Annotated in this window: 20 protein-coding genes; 5 read left to right on the top strand and 15 right to left on the bottom strand. The window is 66.4% G+C overall.

All coding sequences use genetic code 11. From position 1 onward, the window contains the following. Nucleotides 1–14 precede the first annotated feature (14 nt). Genes BJP62_RS16025 through BJP62_RS16015 form a run of 3 tightly spaced genes read right to left on the bottom strand, consistent with a single transcriptional unit; the run spans nt 15 to nt 1,967 of the window. Nucleotides 15–374 (bottom strand): Rieske 2Fe-2S domain-containing protein, encoded by a 360-nt coding sequence (locus tag BJP62_RS16025; protein ID WP_070531241.1) that lies wholly within the window; start codon nt 372–374, stop codon nt 15–17. After that, nucleotides 367–1,023, bottom strand: coding sequence for an HAD-IA family hydrolase (locus BJP62_RS16020; protein ID WP_070531233.1), 657 nt, complete (start codon nt 1,021–1,023; stop codon nt 367–369). The genes BJP62_RS16025 and BJP62_RS16020 overlap by 8 nt, the downstream gene beginning before the upstream one ends. Next, nucleotides 1,020–1,967: an RluA family pseudouridine synthase gene (locus BJP62_RS16015; protein WP_070531230.1), complete on the bottom strand. Its 948-nt coding sequence runs from the start codon at nt 1,965–1,967 to the stop codon at nt 1,020–1,022. Before BJP62_RS16015 ends, BJP62_RS16020 begins: the two co-directional genes overlap by 4 nt. 545 nt (nt 1,968–2,512) lie before the next feature. Between BJP62_RS16015 and BJP62_RS16010 the strand changes: the two genes are divergently transcribed. The 3 genes from BJP62_RS16010 (at nt 2,513) to BJP62_RS16000 (ending at nt 7,393) form a co-directional block, all read left to right on the top strand. After that, a complete protein-coding gene (locus BJP62_RS16010; protein ID WP_083300968.1) occupies nt 2,513–5,473 on the top strand; it encodes an Rne/Rng family ribonuclease in 2,961 nt (986 codons plus the stop codon). A 276-nt stretch (nt 5,474–5,749) separates the two neighbouring features. Then, nucleotides 5,750–6,514: a basic amino acid ABC transporter substrate-binding protein gene (locus BJP62_RS16005; RefSeq protein WP_070531226.1), complete on the top strand. Its 765-nt coding sequence runs from the start codon at nt 5,750–5,752 to the stop codon at nt 6,512–6,514. 78 nt (nt 6,515–6,592) lie between these two features. Beyond that, nucleotides 6,593–7,393, top strand: coding sequence for an amino acid ABC transporter permease (locus tag BJP62_RS16000; protein ID WP_205700918.1), 801 nt, complete (start codon nt 6,593–6,595; stop codon nt 7,391–7,393). A gap of 140 nt (nt 7,394–7,533) precedes the next feature. On the opposite strand, the gene BJP62_RS15995 is transcribed toward BJP62_RS16000, so the two are convergent. Beyond that, on the bottom strand, nt 7,534–7,719 hold the full coding sequence (locus tag BJP62_RS15995; protein WP_070531223.1) for a hypothetical protein: 186 nt from the start codon (nt 7,717–7,719) through the stop codon (nt 7,534–7,536). 416 nt (nt 7,720–8,135) lie between these two features. Here BJP62_RS15995 and hemG point away from each other — a divergent pair, with 416 nt between their 5' ends. Then, nucleotides 8,136–8,699 (top strand): menaquinone-dependent protoporphyrinogen IX dehydrogenase, encoded by a 564-nt coding sequence (gene hemG / locus BJP62_RS15990; protein WP_070531220.1) that lies wholly within the window; start codon nt 8,136–8,138, stop codon nt 8,697–8,699. On the opposite strand, the gene mltG is transcribed toward hemG, so the two are convergent. The 10 genes from mltG to BJP62_RS15940 all read right to left on the bottom strand — a co-directional run bounded on the left by mltG (nt 8,681) and on the right by BJP62_RS15940 (nt 18,582). After that, nucleotides 8,681–9,697 (bottom strand): endolytic transglycosylase MltG, encoded by a 1,017-nt coding sequence (gene mltG / locus BJP62_RS15985; RefSeq protein ID WP_236943618.1) that lies wholly within the window; start codon nt 9,695–9,697, stop codon nt 8,681–8,683. The two genes, hemG and mltG, sit on opposite strands and share 19 nt — an antisense overlap. Beyond that, nucleotides 9,684–11,627, bottom strand: a complete 1,944-nt coding sequence (locus tag BJP62_RS15980) for an ATP-dependent DNA helicase (protein WP_070531216.1) — start codon at nt 11,625–11,627, stop codon at nt 9,684–9,686. Before BJP62_RS15980 ends, mltG begins: the two co-directional genes overlap by 14 nt. 84 nt (nt 11,628–11,711) lie before the next feature. Beyond that, a complete protein-coding gene (locus BJP62_RS15975) occupies nt 11,712–12,032 on the bottom strand; it encodes a tetratricopeptide repeat protein (RefSeq protein ID WP_070531212.1) in 321 nt (106 codons plus the stop codon). Between the two features lie 221 nt (nt 12,033–12,253). Beyond that, entirely contained in the window at nt 12,254–13,006 is a 753-nt protein-coding gene (locus BJP62_RS15970) for an SDR family NAD(P)-dependent oxidoreductase (protein WP_070531209.1), read from the bottom strand. After that, the gene (gene hpnE / locus BJP62_RS15965; protein WP_070531207.1) at nt 13,003–14,289 is read right to left on the bottom strand and encodes a hydroxysqualene dehydroxylase HpnE; all 1,287 of its coding nucleotides are present in this window, start codon (nt 14,287–14,289) and stop codon (nt 13,003–13,005) included. Before hpnE ends, BJP62_RS15970 begins: the two co-directional genes overlap by 4 nt. 202 nt (nt 14,290–14,491) lie before the next feature. Continuing rightward, nucleotides 14,492–14,887, bottom strand: coding sequence for an endonuclease domain-containing protein (locus BJP62_RS15960; RefSeq protein WP_205700916.1), 396 nt, complete (start codon nt 14,885–14,887; stop codon nt 14,492–14,494). A gap of 113 nt (nt 14,888–15,000) precedes the next feature. Then, nucleotides 15,001–15,837: a presqualene diphosphate synthase HpnD gene (gene hpnD / locus BJP62_RS15955; protein WP_070531205.1), complete on the bottom strand. Its 837-nt coding sequence runs from the start codon at nt 15,835–15,837 to the stop codon at nt 15,001–15,003. Nucleotides 15,838–15,847: 10 nt separating this feature from the next. Next, nucleotides 15,848–16,486 (bottom strand): DUF4136 domain-containing protein, encoded by a 639-nt coding sequence (locus BJP62_RS15950; protein ID WP_070531203.1) that lies wholly within the window; start codon nt 16,484–16,486, stop codon nt 15,848–15,850. Nucleotides 16,487–16,499: 13 nt separating this feature from the next. After that, nucleotides 16,500–17,600 (bottom strand): chorismate synthase, encoded by a 1,101-nt coding sequence (aroC, locus tag BJP62_RS15945; RefSeq protein ID WP_070531201.1) that lies wholly within the window; start codon nt 17,598–17,600, stop codon nt 16,500–16,502. An 85-nt stretch (nt 17,601–17,685) separates the two neighbouring features. Continuing rightward, nucleotides 17,686–18,582, bottom strand: a complete 897-nt coding sequence (locus BJP62_RS15940; RefSeq protein WP_070531199.1) for a LysR family transcriptional regulator — start codon at nt 18,580–18,582, stop codon at nt 17,686–17,688. A gap of 66 nt (nt 18,583–18,648) precedes the next feature. On the opposite strand from BJP62_RS15940, the gene BJP62_RS15935 reads away from it, so the two are divergent. Then, entirely contained in the window at nt 18,649–20,169 is a 1,521-nt protein-coding gene (locus BJP62_RS15935) for an MFS transporter (RefSeq protein ID WP_070531197.1), read from the top strand. 12 nt (nt 20,170–20,181) lie between these two features. On the opposite strand, the gene dbpA is transcribed toward BJP62_RS15935, so the two are convergent. Further along, on the bottom strand, nt 20,182–21,567 hold the full coding sequence (gene dbpA, locus BJP62_RS15930) for an ATP-dependent RNA helicase DbpA (protein WP_070531195.1): 1,386 nt from the start codon (nt 21,565–21,567) through the stop codon (nt 20,182–20,184). Nucleotides 21,568–21,614: the final 47 nt, after the last annotated feature.

The following is a 21,614-nucleotide window of genomic DNA, read 5'->3' as shown; positions in this document are numbered from 1 at the left end:
TCCTAGTTGTCGGATTACTCGGCCGGCCAGACCGCACCGTCGCGTTCGACGACGGCAATTGCGGTCAGTCTGCGCCCGGCGCAGGGTCCGCCAAGGCAGACGCCGGTCTCTGGCGCATAGTAGGCGCCGTGGGTGGCGCAGACAAGATAGCGCCTTGAAAGATCGAAGAATTCACCATCGCGGTAGTCGAGCTCGACCGGGATGTGCGCGCAGGCGTTTTCGTAGGCATAGACCTTGCCGCCGTGGCGGATGGCGAACGCCGGCCGCGTCGCATCGTCCCGCCCGATGCTGAAGCGGACGCCCAGCCCGCCGTCGACGAGATCGGCGCTCGTGCAGACCGGTCCGCAAGCCGGCCCGGCGACCGGATCAGCCATGGGCGAGCACCCAGCGCGTCAGCGACGGAAAGTCGTCGAAGATCGCCAGCGGCGCGCAGTCGCGCAAAGCGTCGACCGGATGTGCGCCGTAGCTCATCCCGAGGCTGGCGCAAGCGGCGTTGCTCGCCAGCTGCAGGTCGTGCGTCGTGTCGCCGATCATCACCGCGCGGTCGGCCGGCGTAAACGTGACGTCGAGCAGTTGCTCGAGCATCGCCGGATGCGGCTTGGAGAACGTCTCGTCGGCGGTACGCGTCGCAACGAAATAACGGTCGAGTCCGGTCGACGCCAGCACCCGGTCGAGTCCGACCCGCGACTTGCCGGTCGCGACGGCCATCTCGAAACCGGCGGCGGCAAAGGCATCGAGCCCTTCGCGCACGCCGTCGTACAGCAGCAGCGCATGGTCGCCGGACAGGTAGTGGTGCCGGTAGGCATCGACGATGCGGCGGATCATCGCTTCATCGACGCCGGGCGCCAGATGCTGCATCGCCTCGTTCAGGCCGTAGCCGATCACGTAGCGCGCATCCTTGTCGCTCGGGCTCTCGAGCCCCACGTCGGCAAATGCCGCCTGGATCGACCGGGCGATGGTCCCGGTCGAATCCATCAGCGTGCCGTCCCAGTCGAACACCAGGAGATCGAAACGTCGGTTCATGGCACAAGGGTATCCAGATAGGTTTGCAACTCCCTGGGCAGCGGTGCCTCCAGGATCAGTTTTTCGCTGGTCAGCGGATGACTCAACGTCAGCCGCCACGCGTGCAGGAACATGCGCTTGAGCCCGTCCCGCGGCAAGACCCGGTTCAGCGCCGGATCGCCGTACTTGTCGTCGCCGAGGATCGGATGGCCGCTTTCGGCCAGGTGCACGCGGATCTGGTGGGTCCGGCCGGTCTTGAGTTCGCACTCGAGCAAGGACGCATCGGCGAACTTCGCCTTGCGGTTGACGACGGTGTGCGATGTCAGGCCGTCGGCCGACTTCTTCACCCGGCGCTCGCCGTCGGGCGTCTCGTACTTGAGGAGCTTGAAGCGCACATGGCTGCGCGGCTCGGGCCACACGCCCTGCACCAGCGCGAGATAGCGTTTGTCGATCTGGTGGTTGTCGCGCAGCATCTCGTGCAGCTTGACCAGCGCCGAGCGCTTCTTTGCGATCAGCAGCAAACCCGAGGTATCGCGGTCGAGCCGGTGCACGAGTTCGAGAAACTTCGCCTGCGGCCGCTGCGCGCGCAGCAGTTCGATCACGCCGAAGCTGATTCCCGAACCGCCGTGCACGGCAACGCCCGAGGGCTTGTTGATCGCGATCAGCGCGTCGTCCTCGAACACGACCTCCAGCTCGAGCTGGCCGCTGGCCGCCTGCACCGCCGTGCTCGCCGGTTTCTCGGCGACGCGCACCGGCGGAATCCGCAGCACGTCGCCCTCGGCCAGCCGGTAGGTGACGTCGGTCCGGCCCTTGTTGACCCGCACCTCGCCACCGCGGACGATCCGGTAGATGTGGCTTTTCGGCACGCCCTTGAGCCGCCGGATCAGGTAGTTGTCGAGGCGCTGTCCGGCCTCTTCGGGGCCGATCTCAACGAATGTAACAGACGCTTTGCTCGTTTCAGACATATTGACTTATACTCGTTGGCACGCTGCCCGTTTTTGCAGGCCTCGCAGGCGAAATCGCTGCGACGCCATCCGGTCAGCGCCGGCCATTCAATGCGGCCCGTTTTTCATCCCGTTCTTTGCCCCTTCGCCCGGATACGCCGGCGACTCCCTTCCCGCCGTACAGCATGCTGTACCCCTCCGCCCCGATATCGGGCCCGGAGTGAGCGCGCGGGCATCGCCAGACGTCCTGCTTCGGGGGCCAAGTCCCGGGTTGCGGTTAATTTCGCTCACCGCAAAATAAGTAGCGATGGTAATTGATTCATACCATTCACGCACTCATCGGATTCCCGCCGGCGCCCTCCTGTTGGCGTCGGTCAGCCCGGCCAAGCCGGCCCCGACATTGACCCTCAAATAGTCAGATTCTGGAGCCAGAACACCCCCCGTCGCCCCGCAACAGTCTTTTCCGCAAGATGCGCCGGACGCCCCATTGGCGTCCCGCGACATCCCGCTAGCCGGGCGGCTGGCGTAGCCGGGCGTCCCTGCCGTCAGTGCGTGCAGGAGCCCTCATGAAACGCATGCTGTTCAACGCAACGCAGGCCGAAGAGCTGCGCGTTGCGATCGTCGACGGTCAGAAGCTGATCGACCTCGACATCGAGACCGTTGGCAAGGAACAACGGAAATCGAACATCTACAAGGGTGTCATCACCCGGATCGAACCCAGCCTCGAAGCCTGCTTCGTCGACTACGGTTGCGATCGTCACGGCTTCCTGCCGTTCAAGGAAATCGCCCGCTCGTACATGTCCGACGACGGTGGCCGCGGCCGCGTCGCCGACCAGTTGCGCGAAGGCCAGGAGCTGATCGTCCAGGTCGAAAAGGACGAACGCGGCAACAAGGGCGCAGCGCTGACCACCTACATCAGCCTCGCCGGCCGTTACCTCGTGCTGATGCCGAACAACCCGCGCGGTGGTGGCGTTTCGCGCCGTATCGAGGGTGACGAGCGCCAGGAACTGCGCGCGGCGATGGACCAGCTCGAAACGCCGCAAGGCATGAGCCTGATCGCCCGTACCGCAGCGATCGGCCGCGCCGCCGAAGAGCTGCAGTGGGACCTGAACTACCTGCTGCAACTGTGGCACGCGATCGAAGGCGCTGCGACGTCGCAGAACGGCGCCTTCCTGATCTATCAGGAATCGAGCCTCGTCATCCGCGCGATCCGCGACTACTTCCAGCCCGAGATCGGCGAAATCCTCATCGACAAGGCCGACATCTACGAACAGGCCCGCCAGTTCATGAGCCATGTGATGCCGGGCAACGTCAACCGGGTCAAGCTCTACCAGGACGACGTACCGCTGTTCTCGCGCTTCCAGATCGAGCACCAGATCGAAACCGCCTTCGCCCGCGAAGTCTCGCTGCCGTCGGGCGGTGCCATCGTCATCGACAAGACCGAGGCGCTGTACTCGATCGACGTCAACTCGGCACGTGCAACCAAGGGTTCGGACATCGAGGAAACCGCAGCGCGGACCAACCTCGAGGCCGCCGATGAAATCGCCCGCCAGATGCGTCTTCGCGACGTCGGCGGCCTGATCGTCATCGACTTCATCGACATGGAAAACCCGAAGAACCAGCGCGAGGTCGAGAACCGCCTGCGCGATGCGCTGCATCACGACCGCGCCCGCGTGCAGACCGGCAAGATCAGCCGCTTCGGCCTGATGGAACTGTCGCGCCAGCGCCTGCAGCCGTCGCTCGAAGAAACCACGCACATCGCCTGCCCGCGCTGCCACGGCACCGGTTTCATCCGCGGCACCGAATCGTCGGCGCTGCACATCCTGCGCATCATTCAAGAAGAAGCGATGAAGGACAATACCGGCGCGATCCACGCGCAGGTGCCGGTCGACGTCGCGACCTTCCTGCTGAACGAGAAGCGCAGCGAGCTGTTCGCGGTCGAAGCCCGCCTCAAGGTCGGCGTCGTCCTGATCCCGAACATGCATCTGGAAACGCCGAACTACGACATCGTCCGCCTGCGTCACGACGACCTGAACCTGCTCGACGAATCGCGTCCGTCGTACAAGATGGTCGAAGCGCCGAGCGAGGAAGGCTATCAGCCGGGCCGTGCCAAGGAAGAACAGGCCAAGCGTCCGGAAGCCGCGGTCAAGGGCATCACGCCGGCGCAGCCCGCGCCGATCTCGAAGCAGGACACCATCCAGCCCGAAGCGGCGCCGGTGGTCAGCGCCGGTCCGTCGCTGTGGACCCGCGTCATCAGTTGGTTCCGTGGCGAGCCCGAAGCCGCTGCCACCCCGGCACCGCAGGCCGAGCCGGCCAAGCGTGCCCAGTCGAACAGCGGCAACCGTCGCGGTGAACGCAGCGACCGCGGCGACCGTCGTGGCGAGCGCGGCGACCGTCGCGAGGGCCGTGGTGAACGCGGCGAGCGTACCGAGCGCAGCGAAGGTCGTGGTGAACGTGGCGAGCGCAACGACAACCGCAACGAGCAGCGCGGTGAACGCCGCAGCAAGGCACCGCGGATCGAGGAAGATCTGAACGCCCGCCAGCAGCGCAACGAAGCACGCGAACAGCAGCGTGGCGAACGCGGCGAGCGTGGCGAAGGCCGCAGCGAACGCGAGGCCCGCGAACCGCGCGAACCGCGCGAACAGCGTGAACCGCGCCAGCCGCGCGCACCGCGCAGCGAGCGTGCCCCACAGCCGGCGCCGGTGAAGGATGAAGTGGCCGAGATCGAAATGGCAGCGATCACCGCGGCACCGACCGACGAAGCACCGGCCGTGCAGGCCGAAGGCGAAGGCCGCAGCCGTCGTCGTCGTGGCCGTCGCGGCGGCAGCCGTGGCGAGCGCGCCGAGCAGGCCGAATCGCAAGTCGAAGGCGGTGCCGACGCTGGCGAGACCGTGGCACCGGTGACCGAAGTCGCTGCGGCTGTTGTCGCGGCACCTGTCGTCGCTGCGCCTGTCGTCGTCGAGGCTCCGGCCGTTGAAACACCGCCGGCCGCCGTTGCGACCGCAGCTGCAGCCGAGCCCGCAGCGGAAACCGTTGCCGAGGCCGAAGTGGTTGCCGAACCGGAAACCGCTGCCGAAGCCGTTTCGGCACCGGCCGAACCGACCCCGGTCGCCGAGCCGGCCGTTGTCGCCGAACCTGTTGCCGTCGCCGAGCCTGTTGCCGTCGCCGAACCGGCTGTGGCCCCGAGCCAAGCCGGCCTGCCGTTCGAGCCCGCTGCCGAGCCGGTACGTGCTGCAGCGGCGGTCGCAACGCCGGATGCCGTCGGTCTGGTGATGGTGTCGACGCGCAACGACGTTGCTCCGGAAGCTGTCGAAGTCGAGGCCAAGCCGCGCCGCCGTCGCCGCAGCGATGCGCCCAAGGCCCAGGCCCAGGCCGAAGCAGCCACGTTGCAACAAGTGGAAACCGTTCAGGCTGCAACCGTCGCGGCCGAAACGCCGGCACCGGTGCGTGCGCCGCGCCGTCACGCCGACGCAACAGTCGTGACCGACAGCGCACCACTGGTGCAGATCGAGACCCGCGACGTCTGATCGATGCCGACGGAATGAAAACCGCCCTTCGGGGCGGTTTTTTTTCGTCCGCGTGATCGGAATGGCTGTTTTCTTACGAAAACACCATCAGCAGGAAAGCACAAAAATGACAATCGGAAATCATTTGAAATCAATCACCTGGATGCATCTCTGCTCCTAGGGAATCTCCCAATACTGCGTCCCTGCCCTCGGCCCTAGGCTCAAAAAAAGAGGCCCATGTAAGCCTTGTCGCCGCGACAGCGGCTTCCCTGCCCATTCAAGAAAAGGACGCCTCCAATGAAACCGACCGCCCCTGCCCTGCTTGCCGGACTGGCCGGACTGATGGCCGCCGCCCTGCTCGCGGCCACGCCGGCCCGTGCCGCCGACAAGGTCTACCAGGTCGCCACCGATGCAGCCTATGCGCCGTTCGAGTCGCTGAACGAAAAACAGGAGGCCGTCGGCTTCGACATCGAGGTGCTGAGTGCCGTCGCGGCCAAGGCGGGCTTCAAGGTCAGGTTCGTCAATACGCCGTGGGAAGGCATCTTCGCCACGCTGTCGACCGGCGACCGCGACATCGTCGCCTCGGCGGTGACGATCACGCCCGAGCGCAGGATGACGATGGACTTTTCCGATCCGTATTTCGAGGCCAAGCAGCTGATCGCGGTCGGCCCGGGCAGCAAGGTCGCGCGGTTCACCGACCTGAAGAACAGGAAGATCGGCGTGCAGACCGGCACCACCGGCGACGAGATCGTGCAGAAGCTCGTCGGCAAGACCAATCCGAACATCCGGCGTTTCGAATCGACGCCGCTGGCGCTGAAGGAGCTGCAGAACGGCGGGGTCGACGCCGTCGTTGCCGACAACGGCGTCGTCGTCAACTTCATCACCAACAACAAGGGCGACAAGCTCAAGGTGATCGACGATACGAGCTTTGCCAAGGAGTACTACGGCTTTGCGGTCAAGAAGGGCAACAAGGCGCTGCTGGTACAGATCAACAAGGGTTTGGCGGCGATCAAGGCAGACGGCAGCTACGACAAGATCTATAAAAAGTACTTCGGCAAGTAAACCCCGTCCGCGGTAAAATCCCGGCACGAAGCGCAGCCCGCAGCTGCGCTTCTTTTATGCTGAACCACACTGAACAACATGAACTTTGACCAATTCTGGACGCAAGTCCAGCAAAGCGTGCCGCTGATGCAGCACTTCCAGCTGCAGATGATCTGGGAATACCGTGCGCTGTTCATCGACGGTATCAAGATGACCCTCGGCATCACGCTGATCGCCGTGGTGCTCGGCACCCTGATCGGCCTGTTCATGGGCATGGCCCGGCTCGCTGAGGTCAAACATGGTCCGTGGAAGTACGTCGTCCGCTGCCTGGTGCGCTGGCCGGCCAACGCCTACGTGACCTTCTTCCGCGGCACGCCGCTGTTCGTGCAGATCCTGCTGATCCACTTCGCGGTGATGCCACTGCTGGTCCATCCGGTCGACGGCCTGCTGCTCAGCGGCGACCTCGCGGCCGAGCTGCGGCAGGAGCATGGCGCGTTCATGTCCGGTCTGGTTGCGCTGACGCTGAACTCGGGCGCCTACATCACCGAGATCTTCCGCGCCGGCATCCAGTCGATCGCCAAGGGCCAGTTCGAGGCCAGCCGTTCGCTCGGCATGAACTACTGGCAGACGATGCGCTTCGTCATCATTCCGCAGGCGTTCCGCCGGATGCTGCCGCCGCTGGGCAACGAGGCGATCATGCTGCTCAAGGACAGCTCGCTCGTGTCGGCGATCGGCCTCGCCGAACTCGCCTACGCGGCGCGGACCGTTGCCGGCGCGTACTCGCGCTACTGGGAACCGTATCTGGCGATCTCGTTCCTCTACCTGATCCTGACGCTGATCATGGCCGCCGGGGTGAGCTGGCTTGAAGGGCGCTACAAGGAAAGCGGCGGCATCCACTGATCGCCACGATCCAATCAACGGGCCGCAAGGCCCGTTTTTTTCGCCCGGTCTGGGCAAAAAAAACCGCGCCTTGCGGGCGCGGTCTAAGTTGCCGTGATGATTGCCGTGCTACAACGTCCCGGCCGGGGCCGGACCGATGTTCAGTTGCGGCACGCCACGTTGGCGCTGTGGCGTCTGGCCGCATAATCGAGTGCCCGCATGGTCATGCAGGCCGTGCATACGCCGAGGGCGTTGACACGCTGATGGGTGATGCCGCAATCGCGGCAGCGGACCACTTCATGGCCGCCCCCCCCGCGCACATCCGCCCTGTTCTCCTGTCCATTCATGACGACCTCCTTGTAATCGCATTGCGGGCACTACGCCGCAGTGCAATAACCACCTCATCGGCAGGCAGGGCAAGCCTTGCTTCCCCCGCCCGGGGGTCGAACGAGTTGCGATCGTCGGCGGTTGTGGGTAGGTCGCCGCGATCCGTTGCCACCATGGTCTGGCAGCCCAGTCAGCGCCTTGAATATGGCGCCCATCATCCCCGTTGCTCTACCCGGGGACGCTCATTCTCGGCCTAGCCAGCGCTCCGTATTCCGGTGCGGGCAGTCCATCTGCCAGGGCGAAACCGTAGTTTGATTTTACGCAGCGCAACATTTGCATCAAGCATTTTTGTGTAGTGACTTTCCCTGAGACTACCAATCGTCCGGCATGACCGGACGCAAGGCGCGGGCGTGGCTGGCCGTGTACGCTTGCGGGCATGGAGACACTGCTGATCTGTTATGCCAGCCGCGATGGCCAGGCGGCGAAGATCGCCGGGCGCATTGCCGCACGGCGCATCGGGGGCGTGGTGCAGTGCTGCGACCTGAGCCGGCGCCAGCCCGCCGCGGCCGAGCTGGCCGGTGCCGGTGCCGTCGTCGTAATCGCCGCGGTACGGTACGGCCGGCACCTGCCCGAGGCCGAGCATTTCCTGCAACGCGAGGCCGCAATGCTGAAGCGCAAGCCGCTGGCGATCGCCTCGGTCAACCTCAGTGCACGCAAGCCGGGCAGGCACGGCGCCGAGGGGAATGCCTATCTGCGCCGCTGGCTGGCCAGGCATGCCCTGCAGCCGGCGCTGGCGACGGCCTTTGCCGGCCGGCTCGACTACCCGCGCTACCGCTGGTTCGACCGCTTGATGATCCGGCTGATCATGGCGATGAGCGGCGGCCCGACCGATCCGGCCGCCGTGGTCGAATACACCGACTGGGCGGCGGTCGACGCCTTTGCCGACGCGCTCGGCCGGCTCGGCGAGCGGGCCGGCGACGCTCAGCGGCCGCGGATGTAGCGGTTCACCGCGCTGTTGTGTTCCTCGAGGCTGCTGGAGAACTGCGAGCTGCCGTCGCCGCGCGAGACGAAGTACAGCGCCTGCGTTGCCGCCGGGCGTACCGCGGCGATCAGCGCCGCCTCGCCGGGCATCGCGATCGGTGTCGGCGGCAGGCCGGCGCGGGTGTAGGTGTTGTACGGCGTATCGGTCTGCAAGTCGACCTTGCGCAGCTTGCCCGCGTAGGCCTCGCCCATGCCGTAGATCACCGTCGGGTCGGTCTGCAGCCGCATGCCCAGCTTGAGCCGGTTGACGAAGACGCCGGCGACCATCGGCCGGTCGCTGTCCTGGCCGGTTTCCTTTTCGACCAGCGATGCCAGCACCAGCACATCGCCCGGCGATTTCAGCGGCAGATCGGGTGCGCGCTGCGCCCAGGCGGCACCGAGCTTGGCCTTCATCCGCGCGTGCGCACGCTCGAGCAGGGCCAGCTCGGCGCTGCCCGGATTCACGTGGTAGGTATCGGGAAAGAACTGCCCTTCCGGCGTGCTGGCGTCGATGTTCAGCGCCTTGAGCAGCGCCGCGTCGTCGAGTGCCGCCAGATCGTTGCCCAGCCGGTTTTCGGCGATCAGCGCCTTTTTCAGGTCGCGCCAGCTCCAGCCCTCGACGATGGTGAACGCGACCTCGATCACGTCGCCGCGCGCCAGCTTGTCGATCAGCTGCCACGGGCTCGCCGGCGCGTCGATGCGGTAGACGCCGGCCTTGAGGCGCGTCTCCTTGCCCGACAGCTGCGCCAGCACGCGGAACAGCAGCGCCGAATCGGTCGCCCCCTGCCTTTCGAGCTGGTCGGCGATCCGGGTGACACTGCCGGGGCCGACGTTGAACGTCAGCGGCACGGCCTGCGACTGCGGCGTCACCGCGTACCAGAACAGGCCGCCAGCGGCGGCCAGCGCCAGCAGCACGATCAGGACCAGCAGCTGTTTGATCCGGCGGAGGAAGCCGCCCTGCGGTTTACGGCGTTTCACGGCGGCGCTTTGCCTCGAAGAAGCGTTGGACGGTATCGAGTTCGCGGGTGCGGAACATCGGCGGCAGGCTCTTCCACAGCACCTTGCCGTACGGTTTGTCGACCAGCCGGTTGTCGGCAATCATCAGGATGCCGGTGTCGGTTTCGTCGCGGATCAGCCGGCCGGCACCCTGCTTGAGCGTGATCGCCGCATGCGGCAGCTGGTAGTCGATGAAGGCGTTGCGGCCTTCCTTGGCCAGTTGCTCGACCCGCGCCGACAGCACCGGGTCGTCGGGCGGCGAGAACGGCAGCTTGTCGATCACCACCAGCGAGAGCTGCTCGCCGCGCACGTCGATGCCTTCCCAGAACGTCTGGCTGGCGACGAGGATGGCGTTCGGCGAGGCACGGAACTTGTCCAGAAGTTCGGTCCGGCTGCCCTGCCCCTGCAGCAGCACCGGCCAGTCGAGTCCGGCGTCCTTGAGCCGTTGCGTGACCAGTTCATGCGCCTCGCGCATGGCCCGCAGCGAGGTAAACAGCAGGAAGGCGTGGCCTTGCGTCAGCTGCAGCAGCGGCCAGGCGCGCTCGACCACCTTGGCGGTGAACTCGGGCGAGTTGGCTTGCGGCATGTCGCGCGGCACGTAAAGCGCGGCCTGCTGCTTGTAGTCGAACGGGCTGTCCCAGGTTTCGCAGCGCGCGTCCCACAGGCCCAGCTCGTGCTGGAAATGCTTGAAGCTGTTGTTGACCGCCAGCGTCGCCGACGCGAACACCCACGCCTTCTGGCCGGCGTAGAGCTGCTTGCGGAACAGTTCGGCAATGTTCAGCGGCGTTGCGTGCAGCAGGAAGCCGTTCGGCGTGATGTCGATCCAGTGCACCGCGTCCTTGTCGTCCGGCTCGCACCACAGCGCCAGCGTCTCGCGCAGCGCCTTGGCGCGCTCGAAACACTTGGCGAGCGTCTCGCCACGCTCGGCCTGCTTTTCCAGCTCGGCGGCCAGCTCGGTCAGCCTGAGCATCAGCGCATCGAGCGCGTCGGCGTACTTCGGGTACTTGTCGGCGAGCTCGTGCTGCGGATGCTTGGCCGGCTCGGGCCTGAACGCAAGGCGGAAATCGCGGACGACCTTTTCCAGCGCCTCGCTCGCCTGCGGCAGGTGCACGTAGTCCTTGGCGATGACCAGTGCTTCGGCGCGGGCGTCGCGCGCCAGTTCGACCAGTTGGCCCGAGGCGATCGTCTGGCCGAAGAACAGGCTGGCGACGTCGGGCAGCTGGTGCGCCTCGTCGAAGATCACCGCATTGCACGCCGGCAGCAGCTCGCCGGCGCCTTCATCGCGCAGCCAGACATCGGCAAAGAACAGGTGGTGGTTGACGACGACGACGTCGGCCTCCTGCGCGTCCTTGCGCGCCTTGAGCACGAAGCAGTCCTTGTGCTGCGGACAGTCCTGGCCGAGGCAGTTGTCGCGCGTGCTCGTCACCTGCGACCAGATCGCCGCATCCTCGGCAACGCCGGTACAGCCGGCCTTGTCGCCGGACTGGGTCAGCCGGGCGTACTGCTCGATCTTCTGCAGGTCGACGATGTCTTCCCGCGAGCGGAAGCGGCCGTTGTGGCGCGCCTGCTCGAGGTGGTGGTGGCAGACGTAGTTGCCGCGCCCCTTGAGCAGTGCGATCGTCACCGGCACCTTGAGGATGTCGCGCACCGTCGGAATGTCGCGCGCGAACAGCTGGTCCTGCAGCGTCTTGGTCCCGGTCGAGACGATGACCTTGCCGCCGGACAGCAGCGCCGGGACGAGGTAGGCAAAGGTCTTGCCGGTACCGGTACCGGCCTCGGCGATCAGTTGGCCGCGCTCGTTCAGCGTCGCCTCGACGGCCTCGGCCATCTGCAGCTGCTGCGGCCGCAGTTTGTAGCCGGGAAAAGCCTCGGCCAGCGGGCCGTTGTCGGCAAAAAGCTCGGCAAGCGTCATGACGGAAAACGGGGAATGAAATGCATGCCCGATTGTACCGGCAACGCTGTTCTGCATCGCGGCAAAATGGCCTGCCGGTGCGGCTCAGCCGGAGCGTGCCTTGTCGATGCGCTTGAGGAAGACGGTGATCTCGCGCACGGTCTGCATGTCGCCGCGGCGCTCGGCCACCGCCAGCCCGTCGCGCCACGCGGCTTCGGCGTCGTCGGTCCGGCCGTGCTGCAGCAGCGCCTTGCCGAGCAGTTTGTACGCGGCCGAATACGCCGGATCGATCTCGATGGCCTTGCGCAGATGCTCGACGGCACTCGCCGGTTCGCCGTCGTTCAGATACAGCGTACCGAGCGACAGCCGCAGCATGGCGTTGTCGCGTCCGCTCGCCAGCATGTTCAGCAATGCATCCTTGTTCATGCCCATCCTCCTGTGAACCCGAGGCTAGCATGGCGCACGCCGCTTGCAGGCAAAAAAACACCCCGCACGCGGCGGGGTGGAACTTGCTACAGGGAGAGATGAGACGCTCAAGCAAACCGGCTTCGCTCAAACCGGTCCGCTCCGGGCTTGCGCCCGAGTCACACGTAGTAAGTGTCTCATTTTCGCAATAAGTTCATAGTGAATATTGACAATAAATGTGCTCAACTTTTGAACAGCAGCGTCTTTCCGCTCTGGCCGAGACTGGCCGGGCCAAGCCAATAAAGCAGTGACGGAACAAGGGCTTCGATGCTGGTCAGCGTTTCCGGCGACTCGCCCGGATGCGACTTGGTGCGGAACGGCGAGTGGATCGCGCCCGGAATCAGCCAGTTGATCCGCAGTTGCGGATATGCCTCCCACTCGTCGGCGGCGATCCTGACCCAGTTCTGCTGGCCGATCTTCGACACGCTGAAGCCGCCCCAGTAGGCCTTGGCATCGAGCGCGTGCTCCTCGCCGATCACCAGTACCGCCGCATCGGGCGCCTGCGTCAGCAGCGGCATCAGCCCGCGGGTGATCGCGAACGGTGCGGCGACGTTGACGCGGAACTGCTCGACCCATTCGTCGAGCTTCTGGTTCGACAAGGGCGAGAGGAAGGTGAAGCCGTTGGCGGCGTGCAGGATGCCGTCGAGCCGGCCGAACTCCTTGTTGATCAGCACGCCGAGCTGGGCGATCTCGGATTCGCCGATCTTGGCGAGGTCCATCGGCACCGCGGCCGGCTCCGGGCCGCCGGCGGCGACGATGTCGTCGTAGACGCGGGTCAGCTTCTTCTCGCTGCGCCCGAGCAGGATCACCGTCGCGCCCTGCCGCGCCAGCGCACGCGCCGCGGCTGCGCCGACACCCTGGCCGGCACCGGTGACGAGAATGACCCGACCGGCAAAAGCGTCGGCGGGCACCTGATAGTCTTTCCACTCGCTCATATCGTTGTTCCTGCTGAGAATGCCGCGATTATCCCACGGCTTGCCGCCCGGCCGCTGCGGATTGCACCTTCGAGCGTCGCCGGATAATCGCCGGCGGTGTAGTCGCCGGCCAGCCACAGGGTCGGCTCGGCGGTTGCATTGTCCGGCCGCCAAAGACCCGGCGTCGCGGCAAAGGTGGCGCGCTTTTCGGCGATCACCCGCCGCCAGCCGGGTTCGCCCCAGCCGAAGTGCGTATCGAGTTCCGTTACCACCTCGGCGGCCAGTTGCGCCTGCGTCCACGCCGAGTGCGCACCGCGCGCCGACAGCACCACGGCGATCAGCCCTGGCTGGTCGTGCGTCTGGCCGCGGTCGAAGATCCACTGGCCGATCCCGGCGGCAATGCCGACCATCGGCTGCGGCAGCGCCACCGACGCCGGGTACTGCAGATAGACCGTGACGATGGGCTGGTAGTCCCACGCGTTCAGTCGCGCGACCAGCGCGGCATCGATGCCGTCCAGCGCCATGCCGGCACGGTGCGGCGGCAAGGCGCAGACCACGCCGTCGAAGGCTTCGTCATTGACGCGCCAGCCATCGCCGGCACGCGCCAGTTGCCGCACCGACGTGCTCAGGCGCACCTCGCCGCCCCGCGCCGCAACGTAAGCGGCGGCGGCATCGGGAAACAGCGCTGAGAAATCGAGCTTCGGGAACAGCAGGTCGGACGCCGGCCGCGATCCGCCCAGGCTGTCGCGCAGCACGTTGAACAGCACCTGTGCCGACGCGGACTCCAGCGGCGTATTCAGTGCCGCCACGGTCAGCGGCCGCCAGAACGCTTCGACCAGCCGCGCGGGCTGCCGCTGTGCGTCCAGCCAGGCGGCGACCGGCAGATCGGCATCCAGCCGCCAGCGTGCGCCCTCGGCCGCACGCACCGCCCGGATCAGCGCCCAGCGCTCGCGCCAGCGCAAGCCCTTGGCACCGATCAGCCCAGCGGCCAGATGCAGCGGCGCCGGCAGGCGCGGTGCGCGCAGCCGGAAACCGGGGACGACAGCCAGATCGAGCGGCGTGCGCAGGAAGGCCGCGTCCGGATCGACGCCGACGCGCCGCATCAGTGCCAGCAACTCGGAATACGCGCCGATCAGCAGGTGCTGGCCGTTGTCGATCTCGCGGCCGTCGACGCTGATTCGCCGCGCCCGGCCGCCGAGCACCGGCCCGGCCTCGAACACCGTCACCCGCATGCCGGCGTCGGCCAGCCCGACCGCAGCGGCCATACCGGCGTAGCCGCCGCCGAGGATGGCGATCTGGCTCATGTCTGCTGCTCCGTCAAAGACCAATCCAACAGCTTACCCCCTCCCTGCCCCTCCCCCTGCAAGGGGGAGGGAACGTGAATCGTCAGTGATTGATTACTGAGCGGACTCATGCCCCTCATTGAAGAGGAGCGCCTCCCGCATCCGCCGCGACTGCTTATGCACGCCCCGTGCAGGAGCAGGAATCCCTGCCCTCCGAGCGGACTCACTCTCCCTCCCCCTCACAGGGGGAGGGTTGGGGTGGGGGTAGCTCCGACAGGCGAGCCAGAATATCCGCCAAGACCGCCCCGGTTTCGCGCAAAACCTGATCGTTCCAGTAGCGGAGGACGCGGAATCCGAGCCGGTTCAAGGCGTGAGTTCGATTTTCGTCGGACTGCGCCTGCGAGGCGTGCTGGCCGCCGTCGAGCTCGACGATCAGCCCCGCATCAAGACAGACAAAGTCGACAATATAGGGGCCGAGCGGATGCTGGCGGCGGAACCGGAAGCCGCCGAGCTGCCGGCCGCGCAAGCCGGTCCAGAGCCGCCGTTCGGCGTCGGTCGCTTCGGCGCGAAGCTTGCGGGCGAAAGCGGTTTGATCGGGAGGGATTCGATGCAGGGTCACCGGCCTACCCCCTCCCTGGCCCTCCCCCTGGCAGGGGGAGGGAATGTAGAGCGCAGCGGAAGGGTTGGAATCACTGGGCGTCCTCTCGCGCTACACAGCCGCGCCGATCAGGCTCAACCGAACCACCACGTCTTCCACGCCAGCCACAGCTTGCGGATCGGCGTCAGGCTCAAGCGCTGGTTGAGCACCTTGTCGGCGCCGTCGCGGCGGATTTCGGCTAGCGTTGCGCGGTAGATCGCCGCCATCAGGAGGCCCGGGCGCTGCGCCTTGCGATCCATCTCGGGCAGCAGCTCGAACGCCTGCCGGTAGTACTGTTCGGCACGGTCGATCTGGAAGGCCATCAGCGACTTGAACTCGGCGGTCTGGCGGAAGTTGAACACGTCAGCCGCCGGCACGTTGTAGCGCTGCAGCTCGTCGACCGGCAGGTAGAGCCGGCCGCGGCGCGCGTCTTCGCCGACGTCGCGGATGATGTTGGTCAGCTGGAAGGCGATGCCGAGGTCGTGCGCGTACTTGAGCGTCTTGCGGTCGGTGTAGCCGAAGATCTCGGCGGCCATCAGCCCGACGACCGACGCGACGCGGTAGCAGTAGAGCTGCAGGTCCTTGAAGCTGGCGTAGCGCGCCTGGTCGAGGTCCATTTCCATGCCGTCGATGATCTCGAGGAAATGCTCGCGGCTCAGGTTGAAGGTCTTGAGCACCGGCAGCAGCGCGCGCGTCACCGGGTGCTGCGGATTGCCGGCGTAGAGCTGGTCGATCTCGCCGCGCCACCAGTTCAGCGTGGTGCGCGCGACGCCTTCGTCGTGGGTCTCGTCGACCACGTCGTCGACCTCGCGGCAGAAGGCATACAGCGCGGTGATCGCGCGACGCTTGTCGAGCGGCAGGAAGCGGAAGCTGTAGTAGAAGCTCGAACCGCTCTTGGCGGCCTTGTCTTCGCAGTACTGATCGGGCGTCATGCTGTCTTTATCAAGGTTGCGGCGGCAGCGGCAAGCGTACCGTGCGCGTACCGGCCGTGCCGGGGAAGGTCTGGAACAGCGAGCGGGTCAGGTAGGGCAGCGCGTTGTCGAACTTGCCGCTGCCGCTGCGGTTCTTCGCTTCACCCTCGTACAGCTTGGCGAACTCGTTGCGCGCCAGCGCCTTGCGGTCGTAGATGTCGACGGCGAGGTAGCGCGTGTAGACGGTTTCGGACACAGGCTGGCTGCCGACGACCTCGGTGCTCGGATAGTAGTACGGCACGATGACGTAGCTGTTGCCGCTGTAGACGCGCCGGTAGTAGGTGTAATAGGTCGTACCCCAGACCGGCTGGTTGTAGGTCACCGTCTTGCCGTCGTCGACGCCATAGGCAAGCTCGACCAGCCAGTCGGCCCGGGCCGGACTGCTTTCCTGCACCAGCCCGTAGCCCTCGAGCGCGACGGCGACATCGTGCTCGACATCGCGCTGCAGCAGGCTTTGCGCCTGGCTGGCGTCGCGCTTGAACGCGAAGCGCTTGCCGGCGACTTCGGATGCCATCTGGTGGCGCACGCTGACTTCGGCGTTGAACGTCGGCGGCGTCGTGGCGCAGCCGGCGAGCAGCGCCAGCATGGCCAGAAAGACAAGCGCACGCATCATGAACCTCCGATCAGGCGATCTTGCCCGGAATCCGCGGCGTGTCGACGACGACGTCGCCGCACTGGGCGCGGTGGCGCAGCGCGTGGTCGATCAGCGTCAGCGCCAGCATCGCCTCGGCGATCGGCGTCGCACGGATGCCGACGCACGGGTCGTGGCGGCCGGTCGTCGCCATCATCACCGGGTTGCCCTGCTTGTCGATCGAACGGCGTTCCTGCGCGATGCTCGATGTCGGTTTGACCGCGAGATTGACGACGATATCCTGGCCGCTGGAAATGCCGCCGAGCACGCCGCCGGCGTGGTTGGTCGCAAAGCCCTGCGGCGTCAGCTCGTCGCAGTGCACCGAGCCGCGCTGGGCGACGCTGGCGAAACCGGCGCCGATCTCGACCCCCTTCACCGCGTTGATGTTCATCATGTTGTAGGCAATGTCGGCATCGAGACGGTCGTACACCGGCTCGCCCCAGCCGACCGGCACGTTCTCGGCGACGACGGTGATCTTCGCGCCGACCGAATCGCGCTCGCTACGGACGAGGTCCATGTAGTCCTCGAGCTGCGGGACGATGGCGTTGTTCGGCGCGAAGAAGGCGTTGTCGCCGACCTGGTCCCAGCTCTCGAACGGAATCTCGATCTCGCCGAGCTGGCTCATGTAGCCGCGGATGACGATGCCGAACTTCTCCGACAGCCACTTCTTGGCGATTGCGCCGGCGGCAACGCGCACGGCGGTTTCGCGCGCCGAGCTGCGGCCACCGCCGCGGTAGTCGCGAATGCCGTACTTGTGCCAGTAGGTGTAGTCGGCGTGGCCGGGGCGGAAGGTCTCGACGATCTTGCCGTAGTCCTGGCTGCGCTGGTCCTGGTTGCGGATCAGCAGCGCAATCGGCGTGCCGGTGGTCTTGCCTTCGAACACGCCCGAGAGGATCTCGACCGTGTCCGGTTCCTTGCGCTGGGTGACGTGGCGGCTGGTGCCCGGCTTGCGACGGTCCAGCTCGAGCTGGATGTCGTCGAGCGACAATGCCAGCCCCGGCGGGCAACCGTCGACGATGCAGCCGATGCCCGGCCCGTGCGATTCGCCGAACGAGGTGACGGTGAACAACAAACCGAGCGAATTGCCGGACATGAGAGACCCCAGAAGCGCAGATTGGAATAGGAATTGCTGACAATTCTACCATGCGCGCCCCGCTCCAGACCGGCCGCGGACGGGGTCAGCGGCCTAGGTGCAGAAACGCCGCCAGCCGGTCGAGAAAATGCCGCGTGCGCGCCGGCATCAGCCGCCGGGCCGGTAGCAGCGCGTAGACGACCAGCGGTTCGGTCGGCCACGCCGGCAACAGCCGGACCAGCTCGCCACGCCTGACTTCCTGCTCGCAGAACGAGGTCGCGACCATCGCCACGCCCAGCCCTTCGATTGCGGCGCGCAGCCGCAACGCGGCGTTCTGCGTGCGCAAGCGCGGCGCCAGCGGCAGTGCATACGGCGTTCCCTGCGCATCGCGGAACTGCCAGTGCGTTTCGTTCGGCGACGCGACCAGCGGCCACTGCGCCAGGCCGGCCGGATGATCGAGCGGCGACCGGGCGGCGAGCAGCGCCGGCGACGCGTACAGTCCGCGCTCGACGCTGAACACCTGCCGCGCCACCTGGCTCGAGTCGGGCAAGGCGTCGGCGGTGACGACGAAAACGATGTCGTAGCCGTCCGCGATCGGGTCGATGCGGCGTGCGCTGACGTCGACGTGGATGTCGAGTTCGGGATGGCTGGCGAGCACGTCGCAGATCACGTCGGCCAGTTGCTGGGTGCCGAACTCGTACGGCGCGGCGATGCGCAGCACGCCGCGCAGCCGGTCGTCGCCGGCGTGCAGGTGGTCGGCGATATCGTCCAGCCGGGTGAACAGCGGCGCAATCGCCATCAGCAGCTGTTCGCCCTCCGCGGTCAGCCGCAGGCGGCGCGTGCTGCGTTCGAGCAGCCGCACGCCGGCGCGCTTTTCCAGCCTGCTCACGGCCACGCTGACCGACGATTTCGGCAGTTCGAGCCGCTCGGCCGCACGGGTAAAGCTGGCCAGTTGCGCTACCGTGGCAAAGCAGTACCAGTCGTTCCAGTCTTTTGTTCGCATGGATGAACAATAAATCCATTCCGGGCGGTTTTTCCAGCCCCGGTGGCGGCGTAGCCTGAATGCACCATGCATACCACCCCGCTACTTTCCCGCCACCCCGAACTCGGCCGTACCCGGGTCTACCTGTTCGGCCTGACCGCCGGCTGCGTCACCGGCGTCGATTTCGTCGCCTCGTCGATGATCGGCATCGCCGGCGCCCACATCCAGGGTGGTGTGCACGCCGCGCCCGAGGAATACCTGTGGGCGATCACCGCCTACGCGGCCGCGGCGGTCGTCGCCAACCTCGTGCTCGGCCGCGTCGGCACACGCATCACCTTCCGTCGCTACATCCTGCTGTCGCTACTGGTGTTCTGCGCCGGCGCGCTGCTGTGCGCGGCATCGAACGACATCGGCGAGCTGGTGCTGGCGCGCGCCGTGCAGGGACTCGGCGGCGGCGGGCTGTTCGCCGCCGCGCGCATTACCGCCCAGCTCGTCAGCGAACCGCACGAGCGGCTGCCGATCTTCGTCGGCTTCGGCCTCGGCAGCTTCACCCTGACCGCGCTGGCGCCGTGGGTGTCGGCCGAGCTGGCGCTGAATCTCGGCTGGCGGGCGATTTTTCTGCTGCAGGCGCTGGTGGCGTTGCCGCTGTTCGCGATGGTGCTGACGGTGTTTCCGCGCCGCCGCAAAGCGCCGACGACGGCGCAGATGGGCACGCTGGGCTGGCCGGCCGCGCTGGCGTTCGGCTGCGGCGCGCTATTGCTGCTGCACGGCATCGAGGACTTCCGGCTGGCACGGATCGGCCTGTCCGGCGGCGAAACGCTGGCGCTGGCCGGCGGTGCCGGGCTGCTGGTCTTCGCCTTCCACTGGCTGCACAAGCACCCGGACCCGTGGCTGGATGTCCGCCGGCTCGTCAGCCGCCGCTATCTGGTCGGGCTGGGCTTTTACTCGCTGTACTACCTGATTTCGGGCGGCTGGAACTACCTCGTGCCGCAGTTCCTGCAAGCCGGGCTGGGCTTCAATTTCCAGACCACCGGGATGGTGCTGAGCCTGGCCGGACTGGTCGGCCTTGCGGGCGTGATCGTGCATACGCTCAACTTCAAACGGGTCTTCGGCAAGCGCCGGGTGATCACCGTCGGCTTTCTGGTCTTTGCGTCGGCCGCCACGCTGCTGGCAAGCGGCGCAATGCCGGGTGCGTCGATCGCCGCGCTGATGCCGGCGATGATGCTGCAGAGCCTGACCACGGCGCTGATCATGGTGCAGGTAGCGTCGATGACGTATCTGGATTTCGAGCCGGAGGATTTCGTCCACGCTTACCAGTTGAAGAACATCATGCGCGAGGTCGCCACTGCGCTGGGCACCGGCATGACCAGCCAGTGGCTGCAGACCGACCGCGCCATCGCGCGCAACGACCTCGTCGGCCGGATCAATGCGTTCGACATGCAGGCGCTGACGCCGGATCTGCCGCGCACGCCGGAGGTGCTGGCCACGCTGTCGCTGCAGATCGACCGGCAGGCGACGCTGATCGCCTGCGATCACCTCTTCGTGGCACTGGTCGCGATCTGCCTTGCCGCCGCCGCGGTGGTGCTGTGCCAGCGTGCGCTGGCGTGAGCCCTGACGGAATCAGCCCTCGATAAAGCGCATCTTGAAGGTACGGCCCTTGATGTTGCCGCGCGACAGGCGCTGGAAGGCCTTGTCGGCGATGCGCCGGTCGAGTGCCACATAGGTCAGGTGATCGAACACATTGATCTTGCCGACGCATTCGCCGTTGATGCCGGCATCGCCGGTCAGCGCGCCGAGCAGGTCACCGGGGCGCAGCTTGTCCTTTTTGCCGCCGGCGATGCACAGCGTCACCATCTGCGGCAGCAGCGGCGCAGCGCTCGTCGGCTCAAGCGTCTCGACGCCGTACCAGCGCACCGGGCCGCCCTGGTAGTCCTCGATCAGCTTGACCCACTTCTTCTCTTGCGGCGACGCCAGACTCAGCGCCAGACCGCGCTCCTTGCCGCGCGCGGTGCGGCCGATCCGGTGGATGTGGATTTCGGTATCGCGCGAGACGTCGACGTTGATCACGTAATCGAGCGTGGTGATGTCCAGCCCGCGTGCCGCGACGTCGGTCGCGACCAGCACAGTGGTGCTGCCATTGGCGAACTGCAGCAGGATTTCGTCGCGATCGCGCTGCTCCAGATCGCCATACAGCGCCAGCGCCGAGAAACCGCGCTCTCGCAGTTCATCGACCAGCTCGCGACAGTGGATCTTGGTATTGCAGAACGCCAGCGCCGACTTGGGCCGGTAATGATCGAGCAGCATCGCCACCGCGGCGTTGCGATCCTCGTGCTCGACCTCGTAGAAGCGCTGCTCGATTTTGCTGGCGTCGTGCAGCGACTCGACCTTGATCTCGACCGGCAGCTTCAAGAGCCGCGCGCAGTCCTTGCGGATGGTGTCCGGGTACGTCGCCGAGAACAGCAAGGTCTGGCGCTTTTTCGGGCAGGCGCTGGCGATGCCCATAATGTCCTCGTAGAAGCCCATGTCGACCATCCGGTCGGCCTCGTCGAGCACCAGCGTGCTGATCGTCGACAGGTCGACCGTGCCGCGGCCGAGGTGATCGCGAATCCGCCCCGGCGTACCGACGACGATGTGCGCGCCGTGTTCGAGCGAGCCGATCTGCGGCCCCATCGGCGTGCCGCCGCACAGCGTGATGATCTTGACGTTGTCGACGTGCCGCGCCAGCCGGCGCAGCTCCTTGGCGACCTGATCGGCCAGTTCGCGCGTCGGGCACAGCACCAGCGCCTGGATGCCGAAAAAGCGCGGGTTCAGCGCATTGAGAATGCCGATGCCGAACGCCGCGGTCTTGCCGCTGCCGGTCTTGGCCTGGGCGATCAGGTCATGGCCGTCGAGGACCACCGGCAGCGCCTGCGCCTGGATCGGCGTCATGTGCTGGTAGCCGAGGCTGTCCAGGTTGGCAAGGAAGGCGTCGGACAGGGCCAAACCCGAAAAAGGTGCTTTATTCACAATGACTTGGCCCCGTATTCAGAAAGGTGCGCAGTGTAGCACCGCCA

Source organism: Jeongeupia sp. USM3 (genome assembly GCF_001808185.1).
In the GTDB taxonomy this organism is placed as follows: domain Bacteria; phylum Pseudomonadota; class Gammaproteobacteria; order Burkholderiales; family Chitinibacteraceae; genus Jeongeupia.
Note: the sequence above shows the minus strand (reverse complement) of the source record. Positions and strands in the feature narration are given on the sequence as shown.

Coding starts and splice junctions, on each gene's coding strand:
- BJP62_RS16025 (WP_070531241.1), bottom strand. CDS start 374: ATGGCTGATCCGGTCGCCGGGCCGGCTTGCGGACCGGTCTGCACGAGC.
- BJP62_RS16020 (WP_070531233.1), bottom strand. CDS start 1,023: ATGAACCGACGTTTCGATCTCCTGGTGTTCGACTGGGACGGCACGCTG.
- BJP62_RS16015 (WP_070531230.1), bottom strand. CDS start 1,967: ATGTCTGAAACGAGCAAAGCGTCTGTTACATTCGTTGAGATCGGCCCC.
- BJP62_RS16010 (WP_083300968.1), top strand. CDS start 2,513: ATGAAACGCATGCTGTTCAACGCAACGCAGGCCGAAGAGCTGCGCGTT.
- BJP62_RS16005 (WP_070531226.1), top strand. CDS start 5,750: ATGAAACCGACCGCCCCTGCCCTGCTTGCCGGACTGGCCGGACTGATG.
- BJP62_RS16000 (WP_205700918.1), top strand. CDS start 6,593: ATGAACTTTGACCAATTCTGGACGCAAGTCCAGCAAAGCGTGCCGCTG.
- BJP62_RS15995 (WP_070531223.1), bottom strand. CDS start 7,719: ATGAATGGACAGGAGAACAGGGCGGATGTGCGCGGGGGGGGCGGCCAT.
- hemG (WP_070531220.1), top strand. CDS start 8,136: ATGGAGACACTGCTGATCTGTTATGCCAGCCGCGATGGCCAGGCGGCG.
- BJP62_RS15980 (WP_070531216.1), bottom strand. CDS start 11,627: ATGACGCTTGCCGAGCTTTTTGCCGACAACGGCCCGCTGGCCGAGGCT.
- BJP62_RS15975 (WP_070531212.1), bottom strand. CDS start 12,032: ATGAACAAGGATGCATTGCTGAACATGCTGGCGAGCGGACGCGACAAC.
- BJP62_RS15970 (WP_070531209.1), bottom strand. CDS start 13,006: ATGAGCGAGTGGAAAGACTATCAGGTGCCCGCCGACGCTTTTGCCGGT.
- hpnE (WP_070531207.1), bottom strand. CDS start 14,289: ATGAGCCAGATCGCCATCCTCGGCGGCGGCTACGCCGGTATGGCCGCT.
- hpnD (WP_070531205.1), bottom strand. CDS start 15,837: ATGACGCCCGATCAGTACTGCGAAGACAAGGCCGCCAAGAGCGGTTCG.
- BJP62_RS15950 (WP_070531203.1), bottom strand. CDS start 16,486: ATGCGTGCGCTTGTCTTTCTGGCCATGCTGGCGCTGCTCGCCGGCTGC.
- aroC (WP_070531201.1), bottom strand. CDS start 17,600: ATGTCCGGCAATTCGCTCGGTTTGTTGTTCACCGTCACCTCGTTCGGC.
- BJP62_RS15940 (WP_070531199.1), bottom strand. CDS start 18,582: ATGCGAACAAAAGACTGGAACGACTGGTACTGCTTTGCCACGGTAGCG.
- BJP62_RS15935 (WP_070531197.1), top strand. CDS start 18,649: ATGCATACCACCCCGCTACTTTCCCGCCACCCCGAACTCGGCCGTACC.